The organism is Luteibacter jiangsuensis (assembly GCF_030812295.1).
In the GTDB taxonomy this organism is placed as follows: domain Bacteria; phylum Pseudomonadota; class Gammaproteobacteria; order Xanthomonadales; family Rhodanobacteraceae; genus Luteibacter; species Luteibacter jiangsuensis_A.
In genome coordinates this window covers 185054-203404 of sequence record NZ_JAUSSK010000001.1, presented here as the reverse complement: position 1 = coordinate 203404, position 18351 = coordinate 185054, and the positions used below count along the sequence as shown (strand labels likewise).

Genomic DNA, 18351 nt, shown 5'->3' with positions numbered 1-18351 from the left:
ATGCTCGCGGCACGCCAGGCAAATCAGAAGCGGTATCCCACGCTGACGCCATAGACCCAGGGATCGATGTGGGCCGTGCCGACCGTTGTACCACCCACGCTCACCTTGCTGTCGATATCGATGTAACGCGCATCGACGGTGAAGCTCCAGCGCGGGTCGAGTGCGATGTCGACGCCGGCATGCCATGCGATACCCCAGCTGGAATCGAGATCCACGTCGGCTCCCTCCAGGGCATTGCGCCCCTTGGCATCGAAGAACCGCGTGTAGTTGACGCCAACGCCGAGGAACGGGGAGACGCGGCTGCCGGCCAGGAAGCGGTAGTTGACGCCGACGACGGGAGGCAGCTGCTTCACGCGGACCGCGCGCTGCCCGGCCAGGCGAACGTCATGCTCGAACGGAGCCGCGGCGAGCGCCTCGATGCTCCATGCCGGGTCCAGTTTGTACTCGATGCTCACGGTGGGACGCGTGCTCTTGTCCACGCTCGCGGACATGCCCGCCAGGTGACCCGTGTGCGAGGTCGGATCGACGACATGGATGCCGAGGTGCAGCAGCCACGGCGAGTCGGCGGACTGCGCAAAGGCGGGAGCGGCGGCGCACAGCAGGGTCGCGGTAAGTGTCTTCAGGTAACGCACGGTGGTCTCCTTGAGTGCTTTCCCTGCAAAACCTACCGCCAATCGTCGCGATTCCCCGCGAATGCGCGCCCCCTGCGACCTTCCGTCCGGCCAGGCCACGGGCAGCGATGAGACGATCGCGCCAAACCTTGCGCCACCACGGCGTTCACACGTCCCCTCTCCAGGATCACGATGTATCCATCGACGGCACATACCGTGCCGCCGGACCATCGGAGAAACAGGTCATGCTTGATTGGGTCGAGTATCGCAGCCAGTTGGTGGGACGTATCGGGGAAATAGCCAAGCTGAGCCCCGGAACGGTCCAAGGCTACCAGGCGCTTTCCACCGCGGGAGCGAAGACCAACCACCTGGATGCGAAAACGCGCGAGTTGATCGCGCTCGCCGTCTCGGTAACGACGCGTTGCGACGGATGTATCACCGTGCATACCGCGGAAGCGCTGAAGAACGGTGCGACGAAGGAAGAGATCGCCGAAGCGCTCGGCGTGGCGGTGGCGCTCAACGCCGGTGCGGCGCTGGTCTACTCGGCGCGCGTGATGGACGCGACCGAGGCCTACTCGAAGGCGTGACGACAGACAGGGCCGCGGTGACTGACCCCGCGGCCCTAACCTACCCGCCTACATCCGCGGTGGGACATCCACGCCGAGCAGGTCCAGCGATTTTTCAAGCACGCGCCGGGTCAGCACGCACAGGCCGAGCCTGGAGGCGCGAATGGAGGCGTCTGGCTCGCCGATCACCGCGCACGCCGCATAGAACCTGCTGAAGCGCTGTGCCACGCCGAAGGCATACTCCGCAAGGATGCCCGGCTGCAGTTGGCGTCCCGCTTCCGACACGGTGCCGGCGAAGCCGAGACACGACAGCAACAGGTCGCGCTCTTCGTCAACGACCGGCACCACGGGACCGACTGTGGAAGCGGCCGCTTTGTCAAGCAACGAACGCAAGCGCACGCATGCGTATTGCAGGTATGGACCGGTGCGCCCTTCGAACGCCACCAGGCGATCCGCGTCGAACACATAGCCGGAAAGGCGATCGCCGGACAGGTCGGCGAATTTCACCGCGCCGATGCCCACCTGCCGTGCAAGCGTCCTGCGTCCGCCGTCGTCCAGCCCGGCTCCATGGCCGGATTCACCGATACGCACGGCGGCCCGTTCGACGGCTTCGTCGAGGAGATCGGTAAGTTTCGCCACGCCGCCGTCGCGCGTCTTGAATGGCTTGCCGTCGCGGCCGTTCACTGTGCCGAAGCCGGCGTGCAGCAGCTCCACGCCAGGTGCGATGCCCGCCTTTTCCGCGACACGGAATACCTGCGCGAAATGGAGCGCCTGACGCTGGTCGACCACATAGACGACCCGCGCGAGGCCGGCCATCGTGGCGCGTGCTTCCAGGGTGGCGAGGTCGGTGGTCGCGTAGAGCGCCGCGCCGTCGCTCTTGGCCAGCAGCAACGGCGGCACCTCGTGGGTATCGCCGGGATCGACCACGTCCACCACCAGGGCGCCGTCACTCTGCCGTGCCGTGCCCGACGCGAGCAGGCGCTCGACCAGCGGCGCGATGGCATCGCGCACGTCGCTCTCCCCGTCCAGCGCATCGAACACGATGCCCAGCTCGCGAAAGTCGGCGACCTGGGCCTCCAGGCTCAACGCACGCAAGGCATGCCACAACGCAAGCAAACCCGGATCGCCCGCTTGCAGCGCCGCGGTATCCGCGCGCGCCTCGGCCATCCGCTCCGGGTCCGCCCGGCACGCCGCCGCGGCTTCCGGATAAAGCTGCTCCAGCTCCTGCAGCGACACAGGGGGATTCGCTGGATAGGACTGGCCCGCCTCCGGTTGGAAATACGCCAGCTCCGGTGCGCGATGGCGGATCGCGGCGCTCAGCATGCCCATCTGCAGGCCCCAGTCGCCCAGATGCGCGTCCGCGTGCGTGCGCCAGCCCAACGCCGTGTGGATGCGGCGCAGGCTCTCGCCAAGCACCAGCGACCGCAGGTGACCCACGTGCAAGGGCTTGGCCACGTTCGGCCCGCCGAAGTCCAGGATGACCAGACGGCCACGCCCCTCATCGACGATGCCCAGGCGCTCGTCGGCGACCATGTCGGCACCACACGCGGCGAGGAAAGCCGTGGACAAGCGCAGGTTGACGAAGCCGGGGCCGGCGACCTCGACGGAAGCGAAGGCCGGATCACCGCGGAGGCATGACGCGATGTCCTCGGCGATGAGCCGGGGCGCCCGTCGGAGGTCCCGTGCGCCGCCAAGCGCGCCATTGCATTGCAAGTCGCCCAGTTCGGGGCGGTCGGACGGCTGCACGCGAGCCAGGTGCGCGGGCAAGCCAAGGGAGTGAAAGACGACGGCAAGTTTGGCGTCGATCCGCGACGCCGGTGACTGGAACATGGAATCTTCTCCGGGGAAGCTTGTTTATATGGCACGGCACGTCTTCGCAAGCAACCAACGATTTGGCCGGTATGCTGGGTGGCAAATACCTGGAGACTCGCTCATGACCGCTTCCAAGCAAGAGGGCGCGCATACCGTGGTCATCGTCGGCGGTGGGGCGGCAGGCATCGAACTCGCCACCCGGCTCGGCAAGCGCGGCGATCTCGACGTGGCCCTGGTCGACCGGGACCCCAGTCATTTCTGGAAGCCGCGCCTGCACGAACTTGCCGCCGGGCTGCTCGGCGACGGCGAGGAAGCCGTGCCCTTCCTGGCCCACGCCCAGTCCCATGGTTATCGCTACGAACCCGGCGCCCTCAGGCGGGTGGATACCGAGGCACGCACGATCGAACTGGAGGAAGTGCGCCTGCCACAGACGGACGAGTTGATCCTGCCGCCCCGCGCGCTTTCCTACGACACACTCGTACTCGCCTTCGGTAGCCGGGTGAACGACTTCGGCACGCCCGGCGTGCTCGACTATTGCGACATGCTCGACAGTCCGGCACAGGCCGTCGCGCTGCGCAGGAAGATCCTCGCGCTGGCCCTGCGCAGCGCGGGCGATCCCACCCGGCGCATCTCCATCGGCATCGTCGGCGCAGGCGCCACGGGCGTCGAGCTGGCCGCGGAACTGCACCATGCCTTCAACGACATGCACCGCTATGGCGGCCTCGATTCCGCCTCCAAGCTCGACATCACGCTCATGGACATGGCCCCGCGCGTGCTCCCCGCCGTGGACCCGCGAACCTCCGCGTCGGCGCAACGGATACTCGAGCACATGGGCGTGGTGGTACGCGTGGGCGTGGGCGTGAAATCCGTGGAGCGTGGTGCATTCCACTTGTCCGACGGCAGCACGATCGACTGCGACATCCAGGTATGGGCCGCCGGCGTCACCGGCCACGACATGGTCCAGGGCCTCGGGCCCTTCCAGTTGTCCAAGGATCGACGGATCGTGGTCGATGGCAGGTTGGCCGCACAAGGTGTCGACCACGTCTACGCCATCGGCGACTGCGCCTTCGCCCCCGCCACGCCCGGCGGTCCCAGCGTGCCGCCCACCGCACAGGCGGCGCACCAGCAGGCCAGTTACCTGTCCCGGACCCTGCCACGCGCGATCCTCGGTGAACTTGTCGCGCCGTTCACCTATCACACCAAGGGCACCCTGGTATCCCTGGGCGAACGCCAGGCCACCGGCGAACTGCCGTCGGGGCCCCGCAGCAAGGCGCCGATCCCCATGCGCGGTTGGCTGGCGAAGATGCTTTACGTTTCCCTCCAGCACATGCACCGCGCCACCCTGCACGGATGGCCACGAGCCACCGCGCTGTGGCTGGCGGACTGGCTGCGCAACACGACGCTGCCCCCGGTCAAGCTGCATTAGGTTCGCGGTGGAATCCAACGAGCGCGTGACGTGCATCACCACTCACGGCTGGGCTAACCGGTACCGTCCACTACCACCTTCCCTCACGACCTGCGTCATACGGAGACATGCCTGGACAGTACCCGCCAGCCTTTGTTCGAAAACCTCCTGCGGGCCGCCTCGCTCGTGGCCGGGGCGCCGATGACGCTTGCGGACCTTGCCGCCGCAGGCTCACAGGCGCACTTCGATGTCCGGCAGAAGACGATCCTCGCGGAATTGGCCAAGGTGGCCGAACACGTGCGCGAACAGCGTAGCCTGGATGTCGAACGCAATGCGGAACTGGCCCGGGAGATCACCACCGAAAGGGATCTCAGGCGTGGCGCGCAGGAATGGCAGGACATCCTGCGCAATGCCGTCGCATCGGTGGAAGCGAGCGAGCGGCGCTTTCGCCAACTGTTCCAGTTCAGCCTCGGCCTGATCTGCACGCACGACCTGGACGGCATCCTGCTCTCGATCAATCCCGCCGCGGCGAGGTCGCTCGGCTACCCGATCAACCAGCTGATGGGGCGCCCCCTCTCCGACTTCATGCGGCCGGAGAACATGCCGCTGTTCCAGCAATATCTGCAGCGGATCGCCGCCGCGGGCAGTGACTCGGGGCGCCTGGAACTGTGTGCGGCAAATGGCGACCTGCGCATCTGGGCCTACCACAACGTGCTCGACGACGATGGCGAAGAACGCTACGTGCTCGGCCACGCGCAGGACATCACGGAACAACACCGGCAGGAACGGCAACTGCGGGAATGGTCGTTGAGCGATCCACTCACGCAGTGCTTCAATCGCCGCTACCTGGCCTACCTGGCGGAATCCTCCAAGGATGAACCGCTGGGTTGCATCGCCGTGGACCTCGACCGCTTCAAGGCGGTCAACGATACCTACGGACACCAACGCGGCGACGACGTACTGGTCGGTGTCGCGCAGTTCCTGCGCAAACACGTCCGCCACGGCGACGCCGTGATCCGCCTGGGCGGCGACGAGTTCCTGGTTGTCGTGCGCGAGGCCGACAGTGACCGCCTCGCGAGCCTTGTAGAGCAATTACGCGCGAACGAGACGGAGGCACCGATCGCCTTCACGCTCGGCGCGGCCCTGAAGCCTCGTGGAGCGGCCCTGTCTGACACGCTCGCCATGGCGGACCGCAAGCTCTACGAGGCACGCGCGGAACGTGCGGACCAGCCGCCGTTCCACGCCCGCTAGACATTCCGTCAGCCGCCCCGGTCACTTCTTCACCGCATGCTCCAGCGCTTCGTAATCCTCTTGCGAGAGCTGTAGCGAAGCGCCCTTGACGTTTTCCTCGAGATGATCGGGACTGCCGGTGCCGGGAATCGGCAACATCACCGGCGTGCGTTTCAGCAGCCACGCCAGCGCCACCTGACCGTCGGTCGCCCCCAGTTTCTTCGCGATGGTGGACAACACCGAACCGTCCTTCGCGAGATCGCCGGCGGCAAGTGGGAACCATGGGATGAAGCCGATGCCGTGTTTGTCCGCGTAGTCCACCACCGCCTCGCTCTGGCGATTACCGAGGTTGTACAGGTTCTGCACCGTCGCGACCTTGAAGAACGTCGAGGCGGCTTCGATTTCCTCGACATTGACCTCGGACAGGCCCACGTGGCGGATGAGGCCTTCGTTCTGCATGTCGCGGATCACGCCGAACTGCTCGTCACGCGGCACCTTGGCGTCGATACGATGCAATTGCCACAGGTCGATCCGGTCGACACCGAGGCGGCGCAAGCTCATCAGTACGCACTGGCGCAGGTACTCCGGACGGCCCAGGGGTGCCCAGATATCCGGGCCGTGCCGGGTGAGGCCGCCTTTCGTCGCGATGACCATGCCCTTGTACGGATGCAGTACCTCGCGAATCAGGTCCTCGCTGACATAGGGGCCGTAGCTGTCGGCGGTATCGATGAGGTTCACACCGAGCCCGGGCAGCTTCGCCAGTGTGTCGCGCGCGGCCTTGGGGTCGGCGGGATCGCCCCAGATGCCCTTTCCGGTGATACGCATGGCACCGAAGCCGAGGCGGTTGACCTCGAGATCGCCGCCGATCCTGAACGTGCCGCTTGCGGATGCGTTGATGCTTGTCATGTTGGACTCCGTTACATGGGGGACGAAGGAAGCCAGCATGACATGGGGGGCCGTAATGGCAATTGAAAGAAACGTTACAACCTGTCAGCAATTTCTTGCAGCAAGGCGTCGATGTCGCCACGCGGCAGCGGACGTGCATGGAGCAGCATCTCCATGCGCTCCACGTCTTCCACCAGGGCCAGCGCACCGAGCACCAGGGCGGCACCCTTGAGCCTGTGTGTCACGTGCAGGGCCGTCTCCGGATCGGCCTCTTCCATCGCCCCACGGATGGCGGCGACATCGCGCAAGCCCTCTTCGTGGAAGGTCCGTTCGGCCAGCGTCGTTCCCGGCGCACCGGCAAGGGCGTCTTTCAGGCCGTCGAGCGACAGGGGCTTTCCCAGCACCGTGTCGATGCCGCTTTCCTCGCAACGCCGGATGTGAGCCTCGCCGTCGTTGGCGGAAATGGCGATGAAGCGGGTCCTCGACACCCCGGCGGAAGTCTCGCGCGCGCGTAATTCCGCGGCGATGTCGTAGCCCTGCATGTCCGGCAGTTCGCAATCCAGCAATACGCCTGCGAAATGGCCGGGCACGAAGGCATCGATCGCCGCCTGACCATGATCCACGGCATGGGTCTCGTAACCCAGGAACTTCAACTGTGCCGCGATGATCTGCCGGTTGGCCGGGTGATCTTCGACAAGCAATACGACGCCACTCACCACGGGGGTCGTTTCGCCGGCGGCCATTTCCGGCCCCTCGGCGGGGGGCATTACGGGAACGCGGCTGGTCGGCAGTTCGATCCGGACCGCCGTGCCGACACTGACATCGCTGCTCAGGTCGAGACGCCCGCCCAGGTGGCGTACTATTTCCGCGCAGATGCCCAGGCCGAGCCCGCTACCTCCCATGCGTGCGGAATGCACGCCATGCGCCTGCGAGAACGGCCTGAAGAGCTGGCGCTGCCGCTCCGGAGGCACGCCGATCCCGGTATCGAACACCTCGACGATGAAATGGCGCACATCGTCCACCGCCTCTCCCGCCGATTGCCACATGGCGATGCCGACGTGGCCGCGTTCGGTGAATTTCACCGCGTTGGACAGCAGGTTTTCCATCAGCTGGCGCAGGCGGGTCTCGTCGAGCAACAACCAGGGCAACGGGCCCATGGGCAGGTCGAGGCGGACCGCCAATCCTTTCTGCTCGATCGTTCCCCGTTGGCCTTCGATCACCTGCCGCGCCACCGAAACGGCATCGCAGGCGGCAAGGTCGGCGGTGAAACCGACGCTTTCCAAGCGGCTGTAGTCCAGCGCACTCTTGAGAAGGTTCTGAAGATTTCGACTACTCGACTGCGCGATGGCCATCAGGTCGCGTTGCGGTCCCTCAAGCGACGTACGCGAGAGAAGATCGACCGACGAGACCACCGCGTTCACCGCATTGCGCACTTCATGGCTCATGACCGCCAGGAGCATCGTCTTTTGCTTCTCGCCCCTGCGCGACGCCAGTTGCGCGCGCCGCAGCTGCCACAGGGCGAAGAACAACACCAGCACGAGCGCCAGGCCGAGCCCTATCTCGACACGGTAGGCGGAAGCGACCTGGGACAGCGTGGGAGCACGCAGGTAGGCGGTTTCCAGCCAACGCTCGATCACCGCCTGGTTCTCGCCCGCGCTGACGCCACGCAGGCTGTCGTCGAGGATGCCCAGCAGTTCCGGTGCGTCCTTGCGCACCGCCACGCGGATCGTGACCGGCATTTCGGTGACGTTGCCGGCGATACGCAGGCTCAACGTGTAGTCGCGCCGGACGATGGGGTGGTAGGCCACGTCCACGCCAACGGCCGCATCCGCGATGCCCGTCTCCACCGCCGCGAGCACCTGGTGGACATCGGCCAGCGGAAGGCGCGTGATCGAGGGATGCTCCCGGCGCAGCCAGGATTCGTAGACGCCGCCCCCCTTGAAGGCGATCGTGCGGCCCTCGAGCGCATGCATGTCGAGCGTCGCCGGCCCCACGGTGCGGCTGATGATCACGGTACGGCCGACGTAGAACGGCGCGGAAATCAGCGCCCGGTCGCCCACGTCCGCCATGAGCAGGCGGTCGCTGAGCGAGGGCAACATATCGATCCGCCCGTCGAGGAAGGCACGAACCGATTCCTCCCACGAGCGGGTACGCACCGTCGTCACGCGCAGTCCGGTATGCCGCGCCACCAGTTCCAGGTACTGGCTGACCAGCGGATTGGACTGGCCATGACTTATCTCGGATCCCTGTTGCGGATCGATCGCTATCCGTAGCACGGGGTGCGCGGCGATCCAGCGCTTGCGTGCCTCGGCATCCGGCACATCGCCCGCCACGACGCACGATACGACGAGCAACGAAAGAACGAACGCGAAGGCGCGCCTCACGTCGGGCCAGCGCCCAGCGCGAGGATGTAATCCCGCAAGAGGTAGAGCTCATTGTCGGACGTGACGCGCAGCTTGCGGAACGCAGCGGACTTCTGGGTGCTGATCGTTTTCAGGCTGCGGCCCGACCGAGCCGCGATCTGGCCGACGGTCAGCCCCTCGAGCAACTGCCGGATCACCTCCCATTCGCGCGGTGAAAGCGCCACCACCCCCGGAGGTTCGGCCACGTCCTGATCGCGCGGCGGCAGGTACTCCCGGCCGGTCATGACCGCGTCGATGGCGCGGATCACTTCGTCGGGGTCCTGGCTCTTGGCGACGAATCCGTCGGCACCGGCCTGGCGCAGGCTGTGGATCACCAGCCCCTGGTCATGCGCGGATACCACCAGGATTTTCATCCTCGGATAACCCGCCCGCAACAATTTGATCAGGGCGATGCCGTCGATGTCGTCCAGCGCGAGCGAATAGTCGATCAGGGCGACGTCCACCGGCATGGTGGCAAGCATGGTGCGAAAGCTGCGACTGCTCGCGTGGCTGCCGACGACGACAATCGCGGGAGATTTCTCAAGGTGCGCGATCAATCCTTTCAGGACGAGCGCATGGTCGTCCAGCAAGGCCACGCGCACAGAGCCAAAGTAGGATCGCGCGGACATGAGTGGACCTGGAAGCCATTATGTAGTCGTATGCCCACATCCGTGGGCGATGCCGGACGAACCATATCTCGGCGGGAACGCCTTGTAAATGTCACCGCCTTGCCGATATCGGCCATTCGACCACCTCCGTAAGCCATACAGGCAAGTCCGGCCTGCATTGCTACGCTTTCGTCGCCTCCGCCAGAGGGGGATTTCCGATGTCATCGAAGGGGTAGGACTCCGGCATGGACACAACAAGCCTCAGAGGGGCCACCGGCCACGCCGACGTGGCTGAACCCGTGGCGAACGGCCGCCCGTGGACGGCGGCCGGCGGCTTCGTCACCCGGCCATTGGACACGGTGCGTATCGGCATCGTGGGCCTCGGCTACGTCGGCCTGCCGCTCGCGGTGGAGTTCGGCAAACGCTACGCGACCCTGGGCTTCGATATCCGCCGCGAGCGTGTCGAGGAGCTCCGTGGAGGCCATGACGCCACCCTGGAAGTCGATGCCGACGAACTTGGCGCGGCGGATCGCCTCCGCTTCTCCTCCCATGTCGACGAGCTGGCCCAGTGCGATGTCTACATCGTCACGGTGCCCACGCCCATCGACGACGCCCGCCGCCCGGACCTGACGCCCCTGGTCCGCGCGAGCGAAACCTTGGGCAAAGTTCTCAAACGTGGAGACGTCGTCGTTTACGAGTCCACCGTCTACCCCGGTTGTACCGAAGAGGTCTGCGTACCGATCCTGGAACGCGTTTCCGGGCTCGTCTTCAACGAGGACTTTTTCGCGGGGTACAGCCCTGAACGGATCAACCCAGGCGACAAGGCGCATCGAGTGACCGGTATTCTCAAGGTCACCTCGGGCTCGACGCCCGCCGTCGCCGACTTCGTCGACGCCATTTATCGCTCGATCATCACCGCGGGAACGCATCGCGCCAGTTCCATGAAGGTGGCCGAAGCGGCCAAGGTCATCGAGAACACGCAACGCGATCTCAACATCGCCCTGGTCAATGACCTGGCGATCCTGTTCAACAAGCTGGGCATCGATACCCTGGAAGTGCTCGAGGCCGCGGGGACGAAGTGGAACTTCCTGCCGTTCCGGCCCGGGCTGGTCGGCGGCCATTGCATCAGCGTCGACCCGTACTACCTCACGCACAAGGCCCAGCAAGTGGGCCACCATCCGGATGTGATCCTTGCGGGCCGCCGCACGAACGACGGCATGGGCTCGTATATCGCGGGAGAACTGGTGCGGCTGATGGTGCGCAAGGGCATCAATCCGGTTGCCGCCCGCGTACTGGTGCTGGGGCTGGCCTTCAAGGAAAACTGTCCGGACCTGCGCAATACGCGGGTGGTCGACATCCTCCATGCCCTGGATGGCTATGGCGTCGCGGCCGATGTCCATGATCCCTGGGTCCGCGCCAGCGAGGCCATGCACGAATACGGCATCGAGCCGGTCGCGGAACCCGCGCATGGGGGCTATGACGCCGTGGTGGTCGCGGTGGGCCATCGTGAGTTCGTCGCCCTTGGCGCGGACGGCATCCGTGCGTTCGGAAAGCCATTGTCCGTGGTCTACGACGTGAAGTACGTGCTGCCCCGCGATGCGGTGGACGGCAGGCTCTGACGATGCGGGAGCCCGTATGAAAATACTCGTCACGGGCACCGCCGGCTTCATCGGATACCACGTCGCGACGCGCCTGCTGGAGCGCGGCGACGAAGTGGTCGGGCTGGACAACCTGTCCGACTACTATGACGTGGCCCTGAAGAAAGCGCGGCTGGCCCACTTCGAGGGCCAGCCCGGTTATACCCACGTGCATGCCGACCTCGCCGATCGCGGCGCGATCGAGGCCGTTTTCGCCACGCACAAGCCCCGCCGGGTGATCAACCTGGCGGCACAGGCGGGCGTGCGATACGCCGCGACGAACCCACATGTCTATGTGTCGAGCAACGTGACCGGCTTCCTCCACGTGCTGGAAGGATGCCGCAGGCATGAGGTGGAACACCTTGTCTTCGCCTCGACCAGTTCGGTGTACGGCGCGAATACGCGCATGCCCTTTTCCGAGCACCAGCCCACTGAACATCCATTGACACTGTATGCGGCCAGCAAGAAGGCCAACGAGCAGATGGCGCACAGCTATGCCCACCTCTACGGCCTTCCCTGCACCGGCCTGCGCTTCTTCACGGTCTATGGGCCGTGGGGCCGGCCCGACATGGCGTTGTTCCTGTTCACTCGCGCCATCCTCGCCGGCGAGCCCGTCCGGGTCTTCAACCACGGCAGGCACAAGCGCAGCTTCACCTACGTCGACGACATCGTCGAGGGCGTGCTGCGCACGCTGGACCGGATACCCGCCGCCGACGCGAACTGGTCGGGCGACCGGCCCGACCCGGGCACGAGCGGAGTCGCGCCCTATCGCATCTTCAACATCGGCAACGAGAAACCGGTGGAGTTACTGCGCTATATCGAAGTGCTTGAAAAGTGCCTGGGACGCACGGCGCGGCTGGACATGCTGCCACTGCAACCTGGCGATGTTCCCGACACCGAAGCGAACGTTTCGGCACTCGTCCAGGCCACCGGCTATGCGCCGAAGATCGACGTGGCCGAGGGCGTGGCGCGCTTTGTCGCCTGGTATCGCGAATTTTACGGTGCGTAGGATGCGCGCGATAAGAACAGGAGGCGCATCTTGATCATCGACTACCTCGATGGGTCGGCGCCCGCCGACTTCCAGGCCGACTTGTGCATCGTCGGTGCCGGGACCGCCGGCATCGCCATCGCCCGGGCCTTCGCGGGAAGCTCCACCACGGTCTGCCTTGTCGAAGGTGGGGGCCTCGCTGGCGAGGACCGCAGCCAGTCCTTGTACGAAGGCGACTCCACCGGCGACCTGCCGTTCGATGCCGCTACGTCGCGCATGCGCGTGTTCGGTGGCAGTTGCACGCTATGGGGCGGAGGCTGCATCCCCTTCGCCGACAGCGACCTCGAGCCGCGTGACTGGGTCCCCGACAGTGGCTGGCCCCTGCGTTTCGCCGACCTCGCCCCCTGGTACGAACGCGCCCGCGAGTTCTGCCGTATCGATGCCTCGCATGGCTTCGGGCCTGGTGCGTTCGACGGTCCGCCGCCACGCCGACCGCTCGACCTCGATGCCCGCGAGCTGGTGAACTTCATCTTCGCCAGGAGCCCGATCACGTTTGGCGAAGCCTACCGCGAGGAACTGCACCAGGCACCGAACATCACCCTGCTGCTGCATGCGAACGTCATGGAACTCGAATCCAGCGCTGACGCGAAAGTGGTCACCGGCGCCCGAATCGGCACGCTCGACGGCCGCCGTGGCCGCGTGCGCGCGCGGCATTACGTGCTGGCGGCGGGGGGTATCGAGAATGCGCGCATCCTTCTTCTCTCCGACAGCGTCGCGTCCAGCGGGCTCGGTAACGATCGCGACCTGGTCGGCCGCTATTTCATGGATCATCCCCGGGGCACGATCGGCACGATCCGCGCGGACGAGCCCGATCGCGTCACCCGACCGTACGAGCGCACGATCGGCAAGGTACGTGCGCCGCTCGCACCGGAGATCGGCCTTTCCATGGAGGCGCAGCGACGCCATCGCAGCCTCAATGCCCGGGTGCATCCCTTTGCCGTGGAAGGTCAGGTGCCGCAAGGCATCCGCGCCCTGCGCGGCCTGCGCGCCGCCTTGCGCCCCGCTGTGCGGACGGAGGCGACCCTGCTCGAGGCACGGCTCTGCGCCGCCCTGCAGAACGGGCCCGGTGGCGACGTGGCCACCATCCACCAGGGCCTCGCCATCAACGCGATCCGGCTCGGCCTGAACATCGGCGACGTGATCCGCGCGGTGGGGCAGAAGGTTGCGGACCGGCCGACGGTACGCAGCGATCGCGTCGAACTGGTCGGCTTCTTCGAACAGGCGCCCCACCGCGACAGCCGGGTCACGCTCGGTGCGGACCTCGACGGCCTGGGCCTGCGCCGTGTGCGGGTCGACTGGCGTCTCAACGAACTCGACCGGCACACCTGGCGCACCATGACCCACGTCGCCGGAGACAGCCTCGCCATGACCTGCGATGGCCGCTTCGAGGCGGCTCCCTGGACGCGTGGCGAAGAGGCGCCAGCACTCCGAGGCACCGCCCATCACATGGGCACCACGCGGATGGCGGAGGACCCGGCGCGGGGCGTGGTCGATCCGCAGGGCAAGGTACATGGCGTGGACAACCTGCACATCGCCGGCAGTTCGGTCTTCCCGACCGGCGGCTGGGCGTTCCCGACCTTCACCATCGTCGCACTCAGCCTGCGGCTTGCCGAGCAGTTGCGCGCGCTGTTGTAACGGTGGCGATACACCTCGCGTTGCATGCATGCATCGGGCGGCCATTCGGCCTAGCCGTGCGCCAGCCGGAAGTGCAATCGACAGGGGCATGGCCGCTCCCTAGCCTTGGGGTACCGGCACGCAGTCCATGCGTGCATCGAGGGGAACGTCCGATGATCCGCCTGTTCAGACAGCCGATCGTGCGCTGGCTCACCTTGCTGGGCACCTGCGAACTCCTGTTGCTCGCCGCCTCGCTCAACGTGGCCGTGTGGATTCGCTTCGCGACCTCGCCAGAGGATCTCGCTGCGTCCACGCATTCGTTGACGGCACGCGCGGCGATGTTCGCCACGGTCATCTTCCTGTGCATGGCCGCGCTGGGCGAGTATCGCGCCACGCTGCGGATGAGCTGGCGAGGCCAGCTCGCACGGCACGCCATCGCCTTCATCCTCGGTGGTCTGGCGCTGGTCGTCGGCTACTACGTGATCCCGCAGGCCTACGTGGGCCGTGGCGTACTCGGCATGGCCCTGGTCATCGGCTTCGTGTCGACGGTAGGCTTCCGCGCGGTGTTCATGCGCCTCGTCGAGATGGAATCGCTCAAGCGACGCGTGCTCGTCCTCGGCGCCGGGCAACGTGCCGCGCAGATCCACAATCGCATGCGGCGGCGCTCGGACCGACGTGGTTTCTGCCTGTTGGGCTATGTACGCGGAACCAACGAGGCTGTCGCGATCCCCGAATCGCTGTTGATCGAACCGGCGGGCTCGCTCGCCGCACTGGCGCGTCGCGAGAAGCTACACGAGATCGTGGTGGGCGTGGACGATCGCCGGGGCAGCCTGCCCATGGATGACCTGCTGGCCTGTCGCCAGCTAGGCGTGCAGATCACCGACCTGACCACCTTCGTCGAACGTGAAGCGGGCCGCGTGCAACTGACCATGCTGGACCCGTCCTGGCTGGTGTTTTCCGGCGGTTTCAACGCCACGCCACTGGCCTTGTTCGCCAAGCGCGGTTTCGACCTGGCCGCATCCCTGCTGATCGCCCTGCTCTGCTGGCCGATCATGCTCGGTGTCGCCCTGGCGATTCGCATCGAATCCGGCCGTGGACAGCCCATCCTCTATCGCCAGGAGCGCGTCGGCGAGCACGGCTGCACCTTCTGGCTATACAAGTTCCGCAGCATGCGCACGGATGCGGAAATGGATGGCGTCGCGCGTTGGGCATCGAGCAACGACGACCGCGTGACGCGGGTAGGACGCGTCTGCCGAAAGCTGCGTTTCGACGAACTGCCGCAATTGTGGAACGTGATCCGAGGCGACATGAGCATCGTCGGGCCACGCCCTGAACGGCCGCAGTTCGTTTCCGACCTGCAGAACAAGATCCGCTACTACAGCCTCCGCCACACCATCAAGCCGGGCCTGGCCGGGTGGGCGCAACTGAGCTATCCGTACGGCGCTTCCGAAGAAGATGCCGCGGAGAAACTCAAATACGACCTGTTCTACGTGAAGAACCACAACCTCTTCCTCGATGTGGTGATCCTGATCGAGACCGTGGAGGTCGTGCTGTTCGGGCGTGGCGCACGGTGATTCCGGTCGGCGCGGATGCGACGGGCGATCTACGATCGCGGGCGTGGCGATTCCGTGCGAAGGCGGCGCAACGGCGAGCTGTACCAGTCGACGACCACGCCCTGCTCGAAACGTATCCAGGAAGGACCGTATTCCCAACGGCCATCGGCACGCCGCGTGGGCTCTCCTTCGATACCGATCACCTCGTCCGGCATCATGCCGAGGGTAAGTGCCTTCAATGCGGAGGGAGCGCTCGCGCCCCCGGATATCGCGACATCCTCCGCGGTTTCCCCGTCCAGTCCCTGGCTCGCCTCGCTGGCAGGCCACGTCGACCATGCCACGCCTCCGATGGCCACCACGGCGAATGCGAGCCACCAGCGAGTCACCACCGCACGCTGCGTTGCGCGTGGTGGTACGGTGTCCTTTCGCGGGGTTTCATGGAGAGGAACCGCCGTTTCAGGCACGACCGGCACCGCATCGACGGCACGCGCCGCCTGCGACGCGCCGGGCAGGCGTCCGTGCCTGCGATGGAAATCCATCGCGGCACCGTACTGTGCCGTCAGCCGCTGCAGCCGGGCCGCCGCCAATTGGTCGGCGCGCGAGCCGCGGCGGCGGTCGGGGTGCCACATCGCCACATGGCGACGGTACGCCTGCTTGAAGTCTTCAAGCGAGCAGCCGGGGTCCAGGCGCAACTTCGCGTACAGGTCGAGGAAGTCGGTTTCGTCCGTCACGGTGGAGCCCCCTTGCGCGGCGCGCGTGACGTATCGTCAGGCGGGCGGTCCGCACGCCGAGCGTCGCTCACAGCCATCGCGCTGACAAGTACAACTTTTGGAGAAGCGACATGCACCGTCTTCGCGCCACCGTGGCCGCCGCGGCCCTGTTCTCGATAGCACCGCAGGTGGCGGCTGGCGATCCACCACCCCCCTCCCTCGGTGCGCACGTGTTCCTCGGCCAGGGCGAGGGCCTGGGTAGCAGTCCCGCCATGACGCCCCCGATGGACACCCGGTCCAAGGGCAGTGTGTTCGTCGTTTTCAACGCGGGATACGCAAGCAACGATGCCTCGCCGCGCGACACCTACGGCAATCGCTGGAACATGTTGGGCCGTGCGATGACCTATGCGAACTATGGCGATCGCTTCGACGTGAAAGCCTATGTCGCTCTGGACGGCAAGGGCGGAGCCAACCACTCCGTCTCCATCATCAAGCGGGGGGAACCGCGTGGCGAGCTATCCCTGCCCTTCATCGAGGTACGCAACGCCAGCCGCGTGCAGGCGCTAGCCCAGTCGTACGCCGAACCGTCGCTGGTAGTCGCCAGCGGTGAGATCCACGTCGACGGCCCCGCCACGTTGCTTGCCTTCTGGTGGGGCGACGGTGGCGTCAAACGCATGAGTGTCGTCCCTGGCGACGGATTCCAGCTGATCGATGCCTTCGTCGAACTGCCCGACGAAAGCGGTGTGCAGGGTGCCGTGGCATGGCGACAGGTGACCGCCGCGGGCACCTACCGTGTGCATTGGACAGCCGCGCCCGTGCAGGGGGCGGCGCTCTGGCTCATCGCCATACGCTAGGGGATCGTCCGGATCCGGACAGGTCGCAGGCACGGCTGGCGTGGTGAAGCGCGCCAGCGCGGGGCATGCGTCCGTTTCCGGACACCCCACTGCGAAAAGCGTCGCGAGGGTGTCCGGAAACGGACGTCGGCGCCTACAACCATAGGGCTATTTTCCTCGCTGCTACAGGGAGATAGCTTTGATTCCCGACACCACGAGGCCGCGGCGGGACGAGCAGGACGCCACGGACGATGCAGGAAGCACGGATGCGCAAGGATGCGCCAGGAAGCGAGGGAGGAGGACCTCGCCCGCGGCCCCGCGGTGTCGACCGTTCAGAAGGTGACGCGAATGCCCACGTTGCCTGCCCAGCCGCGCATGCCATAGCCGCCGACGAAGTGCTGGTAGGTGCCTTCGCCATAAACCTGCACATGCTCGCCCAACTGGCTTGTCGCACCCGCCGCCACACGATATGCGTTACCCACGCGGCCGGAGCCGAAGCGCTCGGCGATACCCCAGTCTTCACTGGAAACATTGGCTTTCGGATCACCGTTGCCCGTATGCGTGAGGTCGAGGCTAGCGTAAGGCATGAACACGGGATTGGCCGTTCTCGCGATGCGGCCACCCAGGCGTGCACTGGTCTGTTTCGCCGTGCCGAGCTTCACCGCCAGGCCATCGCCGTCGACGAAATCGCGAAAGTTCAGGGACTGGTGCTTGAGCTGGAAGCGCGGTTCGACGGTCCATTCGTTGCCGAGCGCGAACGGCATCCCCACCTCCACCGACATGGTCCAGGCGTTCGCCCGTATGCGGCCTACGTCCGCGCCACGCAGGTCCGTTCCCACGTCGCCGTGGAACCGGGTGGAACCGATCACTCCGTCCACCCAGAGGCCATTGCCTTGCTGCCAGGTGATCCAGGCGGACACGCCGTTGGCGCGATACTTGGCCGAACTGTTGCCGTCCGCGGCCTTGGGCGTGACGCGGGTCGTGCCATGGTCGGCGGCCCAGCCCGCACGCAGTGTTCCGTTGTCGCCGTCCAGCGCGACCAGTCCACCGCCCAGCTGCAACGCATTGACCTGCTGGTCGAAATCGTAGCCGTATCGTTGAAACGACAGGTTCGACGTGTATCCCAGCGGCACGACGAACAAGAACATCGTCTTCATCAATTTCGACCAGCCATGGGATGTCGTGCGCTTCGCGGTGACATCCGCCGATCGCGAGGTCACCGTGTCGTTCAAGGATGCTGGCCTGAACGTGATCGGTAGCATCGTGACCATTCCGCCCGGTTCCGAAGAAAGGCAAACCGAGGTCAGGTACGACGACCAGGGCCGTGGTCGCATCAGGCATGTGGAGATCCGTTCGCTTGAAGTGATCCGGCTGGATTCGTTCAAGTTCCGGTCGCCGCGATAAGTTTGGACCGTTGCCTTGATTGGCGTCCTCATC

16 protein-coding genes are annotated in these 18351 nt (G+C 65.9%); 9 read left to right on the top strand and 7 right to left on the bottom strand.

Annotated features, from left to right (window positions below):
- Nucleotides 1-23: 23 nt before the first annotated feature.
- The gene (locus J2T07_RS00920) at nucleotides 24-632 is read right to left on the bottom strand and encodes an OmpW/AlkL family protein (RefSeq protein WP_306846618.1); all 609 of its coding nucleotides are present in this window, start codon (nucleotides 630-632) and stop codon (nucleotides 24-26) included.
- Between the two features lie 224 nt (nucleotides 633-856).
- Between J2T07_RS00920 and J2T07_RS00915 the strand changes: the two genes are divergently transcribed.
- Nucleotides 857-1198, top strand: a complete 342-nt coding sequence (locus J2T07_RS00915; protein WP_306846616.1) for a carboxymuconolactone decarboxylase family protein — start codon at nucleotides 857-859, stop codon at nucleotides 1196-1198.
- A gap of 48 nt (nucleotides 1199-1246) precedes the next feature.
- On the opposite strand, the gene argS is transcribed toward J2T07_RS00915, so the two are convergent.
- The gene (argS, locus tag J2T07_RS00910; protein ID WP_306846614.1) at nucleotides 1247-3007 is read right to left on the bottom strand and encodes an arginine--tRNA ligase; all 1761 of its coding nucleotides are present in this window, start codon (nucleotides 3005-3007) and stop codon (nucleotides 1247-1249) included.
- A gap of 103 nt (nucleotides 3008-3110) precedes the next feature.
- Here argS and J2T07_RS00905 point away from each other — a divergent pair, with 103 nt between their 5' ends.
- Both J2T07_RS00905 and J2T07_RS00900 read left to right on the top strand, forming a co-directional pair.
- Entirely contained in the window at nucleotides 3111-4415 is a 1305-nt protein-coding gene (locus J2T07_RS00905; RefSeq protein WP_306846612.1) for an NAD(P)/FAD-dependent oxidoreductase, read from the top strand.
- Between the two features lie 180 nt (nucleotides 4416-4595).
- Nucleotides 4596-5645: a GGDEF domain-containing protein gene (locus J2T07_RS00900; protein WP_306846610.1), complete on the top strand. Its 1050-nt coding sequence runs from the start codon at nucleotides 4596-4598 to the stop codon at nucleotides 5643-5645.
- A 21-nt stretch (nucleotides 5646-5666) separates the two neighbouring features.
- Here J2T07_RS00900 and J2T07_RS00895 read toward each other — a convergent pair whose 3' ends face one another.
- From J2T07_RS00895 to J2T07_RS00885, 3 genes are all read right to left on the bottom strand, one after another.
- The gene (locus J2T07_RS00895; protein WP_306846608.1) at nucleotides 5667-6530 is read right to left on the bottom strand and encodes an aldo/keto reductase; all 864 of its coding nucleotides are present in this window, start codon (nucleotides 6528-6530) and stop codon (nucleotides 5667-5669) included.
- Between the two features lie 74 nt (nucleotides 6531-6604).
- Nucleotides 6605-8893: an ATP-binding protein gene (locus J2T07_RS00890; RefSeq protein ID WP_306846606.1), complete on the bottom strand. Its 2289-nt coding sequence runs from the start codon at nucleotides 8891-8893 to the stop codon at nucleotides 6605-6607.
- The gene (locus J2T07_RS00885) at nucleotides 8890-9540 is read right to left on the bottom strand and encodes a response regulator transcription factor (RefSeq protein ID WP_306846605.1); all 651 of its coding nucleotides are present in this window, start codon (nucleotides 9538-9540) and stop codon (nucleotides 8890-8892) included. Before J2T07_RS00885 ends, J2T07_RS00890 begins: the two co-directional genes overlap by 4 nt.
- A 329-nt stretch (nucleotides 9541-9869) precedes the next feature.
- Here J2T07_RS00885 and tviB point away from each other — a divergent pair, with 329 nt between their 5' ends.
- The 4 genes from tviB to J2T07_RS00865 all read left to right on the top strand — a co-directional run bounded on the left by tviB (nucleotide 9870) and on the right by J2T07_RS00865 (nucleotide 15392).
- Entirely contained in the window at nucleotides 9870-11138 is a 1269-nt protein-coding gene (gene tviB / locus J2T07_RS00880; protein WP_306847921.1) for a Vi polysaccharide biosynthesis UDP-N-acetylglucosamine C-6 dehydrogenase TviB, read from the top strand.
- A gap of 16 nt (nucleotides 11139-11154) precedes the next feature.
- Complete coding sequence (locus J2T07_RS00875; protein ID WP_306846604.1) at nucleotides 11155-12165, top strand: NAD-dependent epimerase; 1011 nt, start codon at nucleotides 11155-11157, stop codon at nucleotides 12163-12165.
- A gap of 30 nt (nucleotides 12166-12195) precedes the next feature.
- Nucleotides 12196-13839, top strand: a complete 1644-nt coding sequence (locus tag J2T07_RS00870) for a GMC oxidoreductase (RefSeq protein ID WP_306846603.1) — start codon at nucleotides 12196-12198, stop codon at nucleotides 13837-13839.
- 152 nt (nucleotides 13840-13991) lie between these two features.
- Nucleotides 13992-15392, top strand: a complete 1401-nt coding sequence (locus J2T07_RS00865; RefSeq protein WP_306846602.1) for a TIGR03013 family XrtA/PEP-CTERM system glycosyltransferase — start codon at nucleotides 13992-13994, stop codon at nucleotides 15390-15392.
- A 29-nt stretch (nucleotides 15393-15421) separates the two neighbouring features.
- Here the strand turns inward: J2T07_RS00865 and J2T07_RS00860 are convergent, their stop codons facing one another.
- Nucleotides 15422-16102, bottom strand: coding sequence for a J domain-containing protein (locus tag J2T07_RS00860; RefSeq protein ID WP_306846601.1), 681 nt, complete (start codon nucleotides 16100-16102; stop codon nucleotides 15422-15424).
- A 110-nt stretch (nucleotides 16103-16212) separates the two neighbouring features.
- Between J2T07_RS00860 and J2T07_RS00855 the strand changes: the two genes are divergently transcribed.
- Complete coding sequence (locus tag J2T07_RS00855) at nucleotides 16213-16935, top strand: hypothetical protein (RefSeq protein WP_306846600.1); 723 nt, start codon at nucleotides 16213-16215, stop codon at nucleotides 16933-16935.
- A gap of 311 nt (nucleotides 16936-17246) precedes the next feature.
- Here J2T07_RS00855 and J2T07_RS00850 read toward each other — a convergent pair whose 3' ends face one another.
- Nucleotides 17247-18062: an autotransporter outer membrane beta-barrel domain-containing protein gene (locus J2T07_RS00850; protein ID WP_306846599.1), complete on the bottom strand. Its 816-nt coding sequence runs from the start codon at nucleotides 18060-18062 to the stop codon at nucleotides 17247-17249.
- Between J2T07_RS00850 and J2T07_RS00845 the strand changes: the two genes are divergently transcribed.
- A complete protein-coding gene (locus J2T07_RS00845; protein WP_306846598.1) occupies nucleotides 18031-18318 on the top strand; it encodes a hypothetical protein in 288 nt (95 codons plus the stop codon). The two genes, J2T07_RS00850 and J2T07_RS00845, sit on opposite strands and share 32 nt — an antisense overlap.
- The last annotated feature ends 33 nt before the right edge of the window (nucleotides 18319-18351 follow it).

Coding starts and splice junctions, on each gene's coding strand:
- J2T07_RS00895 (WP_306846608.1), bottom strand. CDS start 6,530: ATGACAAGCATCAACGCATCCGCAAGCGGCACGTTCAGGATCGGCGGC.
- J2T07_RS00900 (WP_306846610.1), top strand. CDS start 4,596: ATGACGCTTGCGGACCTTGCCGCCGCAGGCTCACAGGCGCACTTCGAT.
- J2T07_RS00865 (WP_306846602.1), top strand. CDS start 13,992: ATGATCCGCCTGTTCAGACAGCCGATCGTGCGCTGGCTCACCTTGCTG.
- J2T07_RS00875 (WP_306846604.1), top strand. CDS start 11,155: ATGAAAATACTCGTCACGGGCACCGCCGGCTTCATCGGATACCACGTC.
- argS (WP_306846614.1), bottom strand. CDS start 3,007: ATGTTCCAGTCACCGGCGTCGCGGATCGACGCCAAACTTGCCGTCGTC.
- J2T07_RS00850 (WP_306846599.1), bottom strand. CDS start 18,062: ATGTTCTTGTTCGTCGTGCCGCTGGGATACACGTCGAACCTGTCGTTT.
- J2T07_RS00855 (WP_306846600.1), top strand. CDS start 16,213: ATGCACCGTCTTCGCGCCACCGTGGCCGCCGCGGCCCTGTTCTCGATA.
- J2T07_RS00905 (WP_306846612.1), top strand. CDS start 3,111: ATGACCGCTTCCAAGCAAGAGGGCGCGCATACCGTGGTCATCGTCGGC.
- J2T07_RS00885 (WP_306846605.1), bottom strand. CDS start 9,540: ATGTCCGCGCGATCCTACTTTGGCTCTGTGCGCGTGGCCTTGCTGGAC.
- J2T07_RS00915 (WP_306846616.1), top strand. CDS start 857: ATGCTTGATTGGGTCGAGTATCGCAGCCAGTTGGTGGGACGTATCGGG.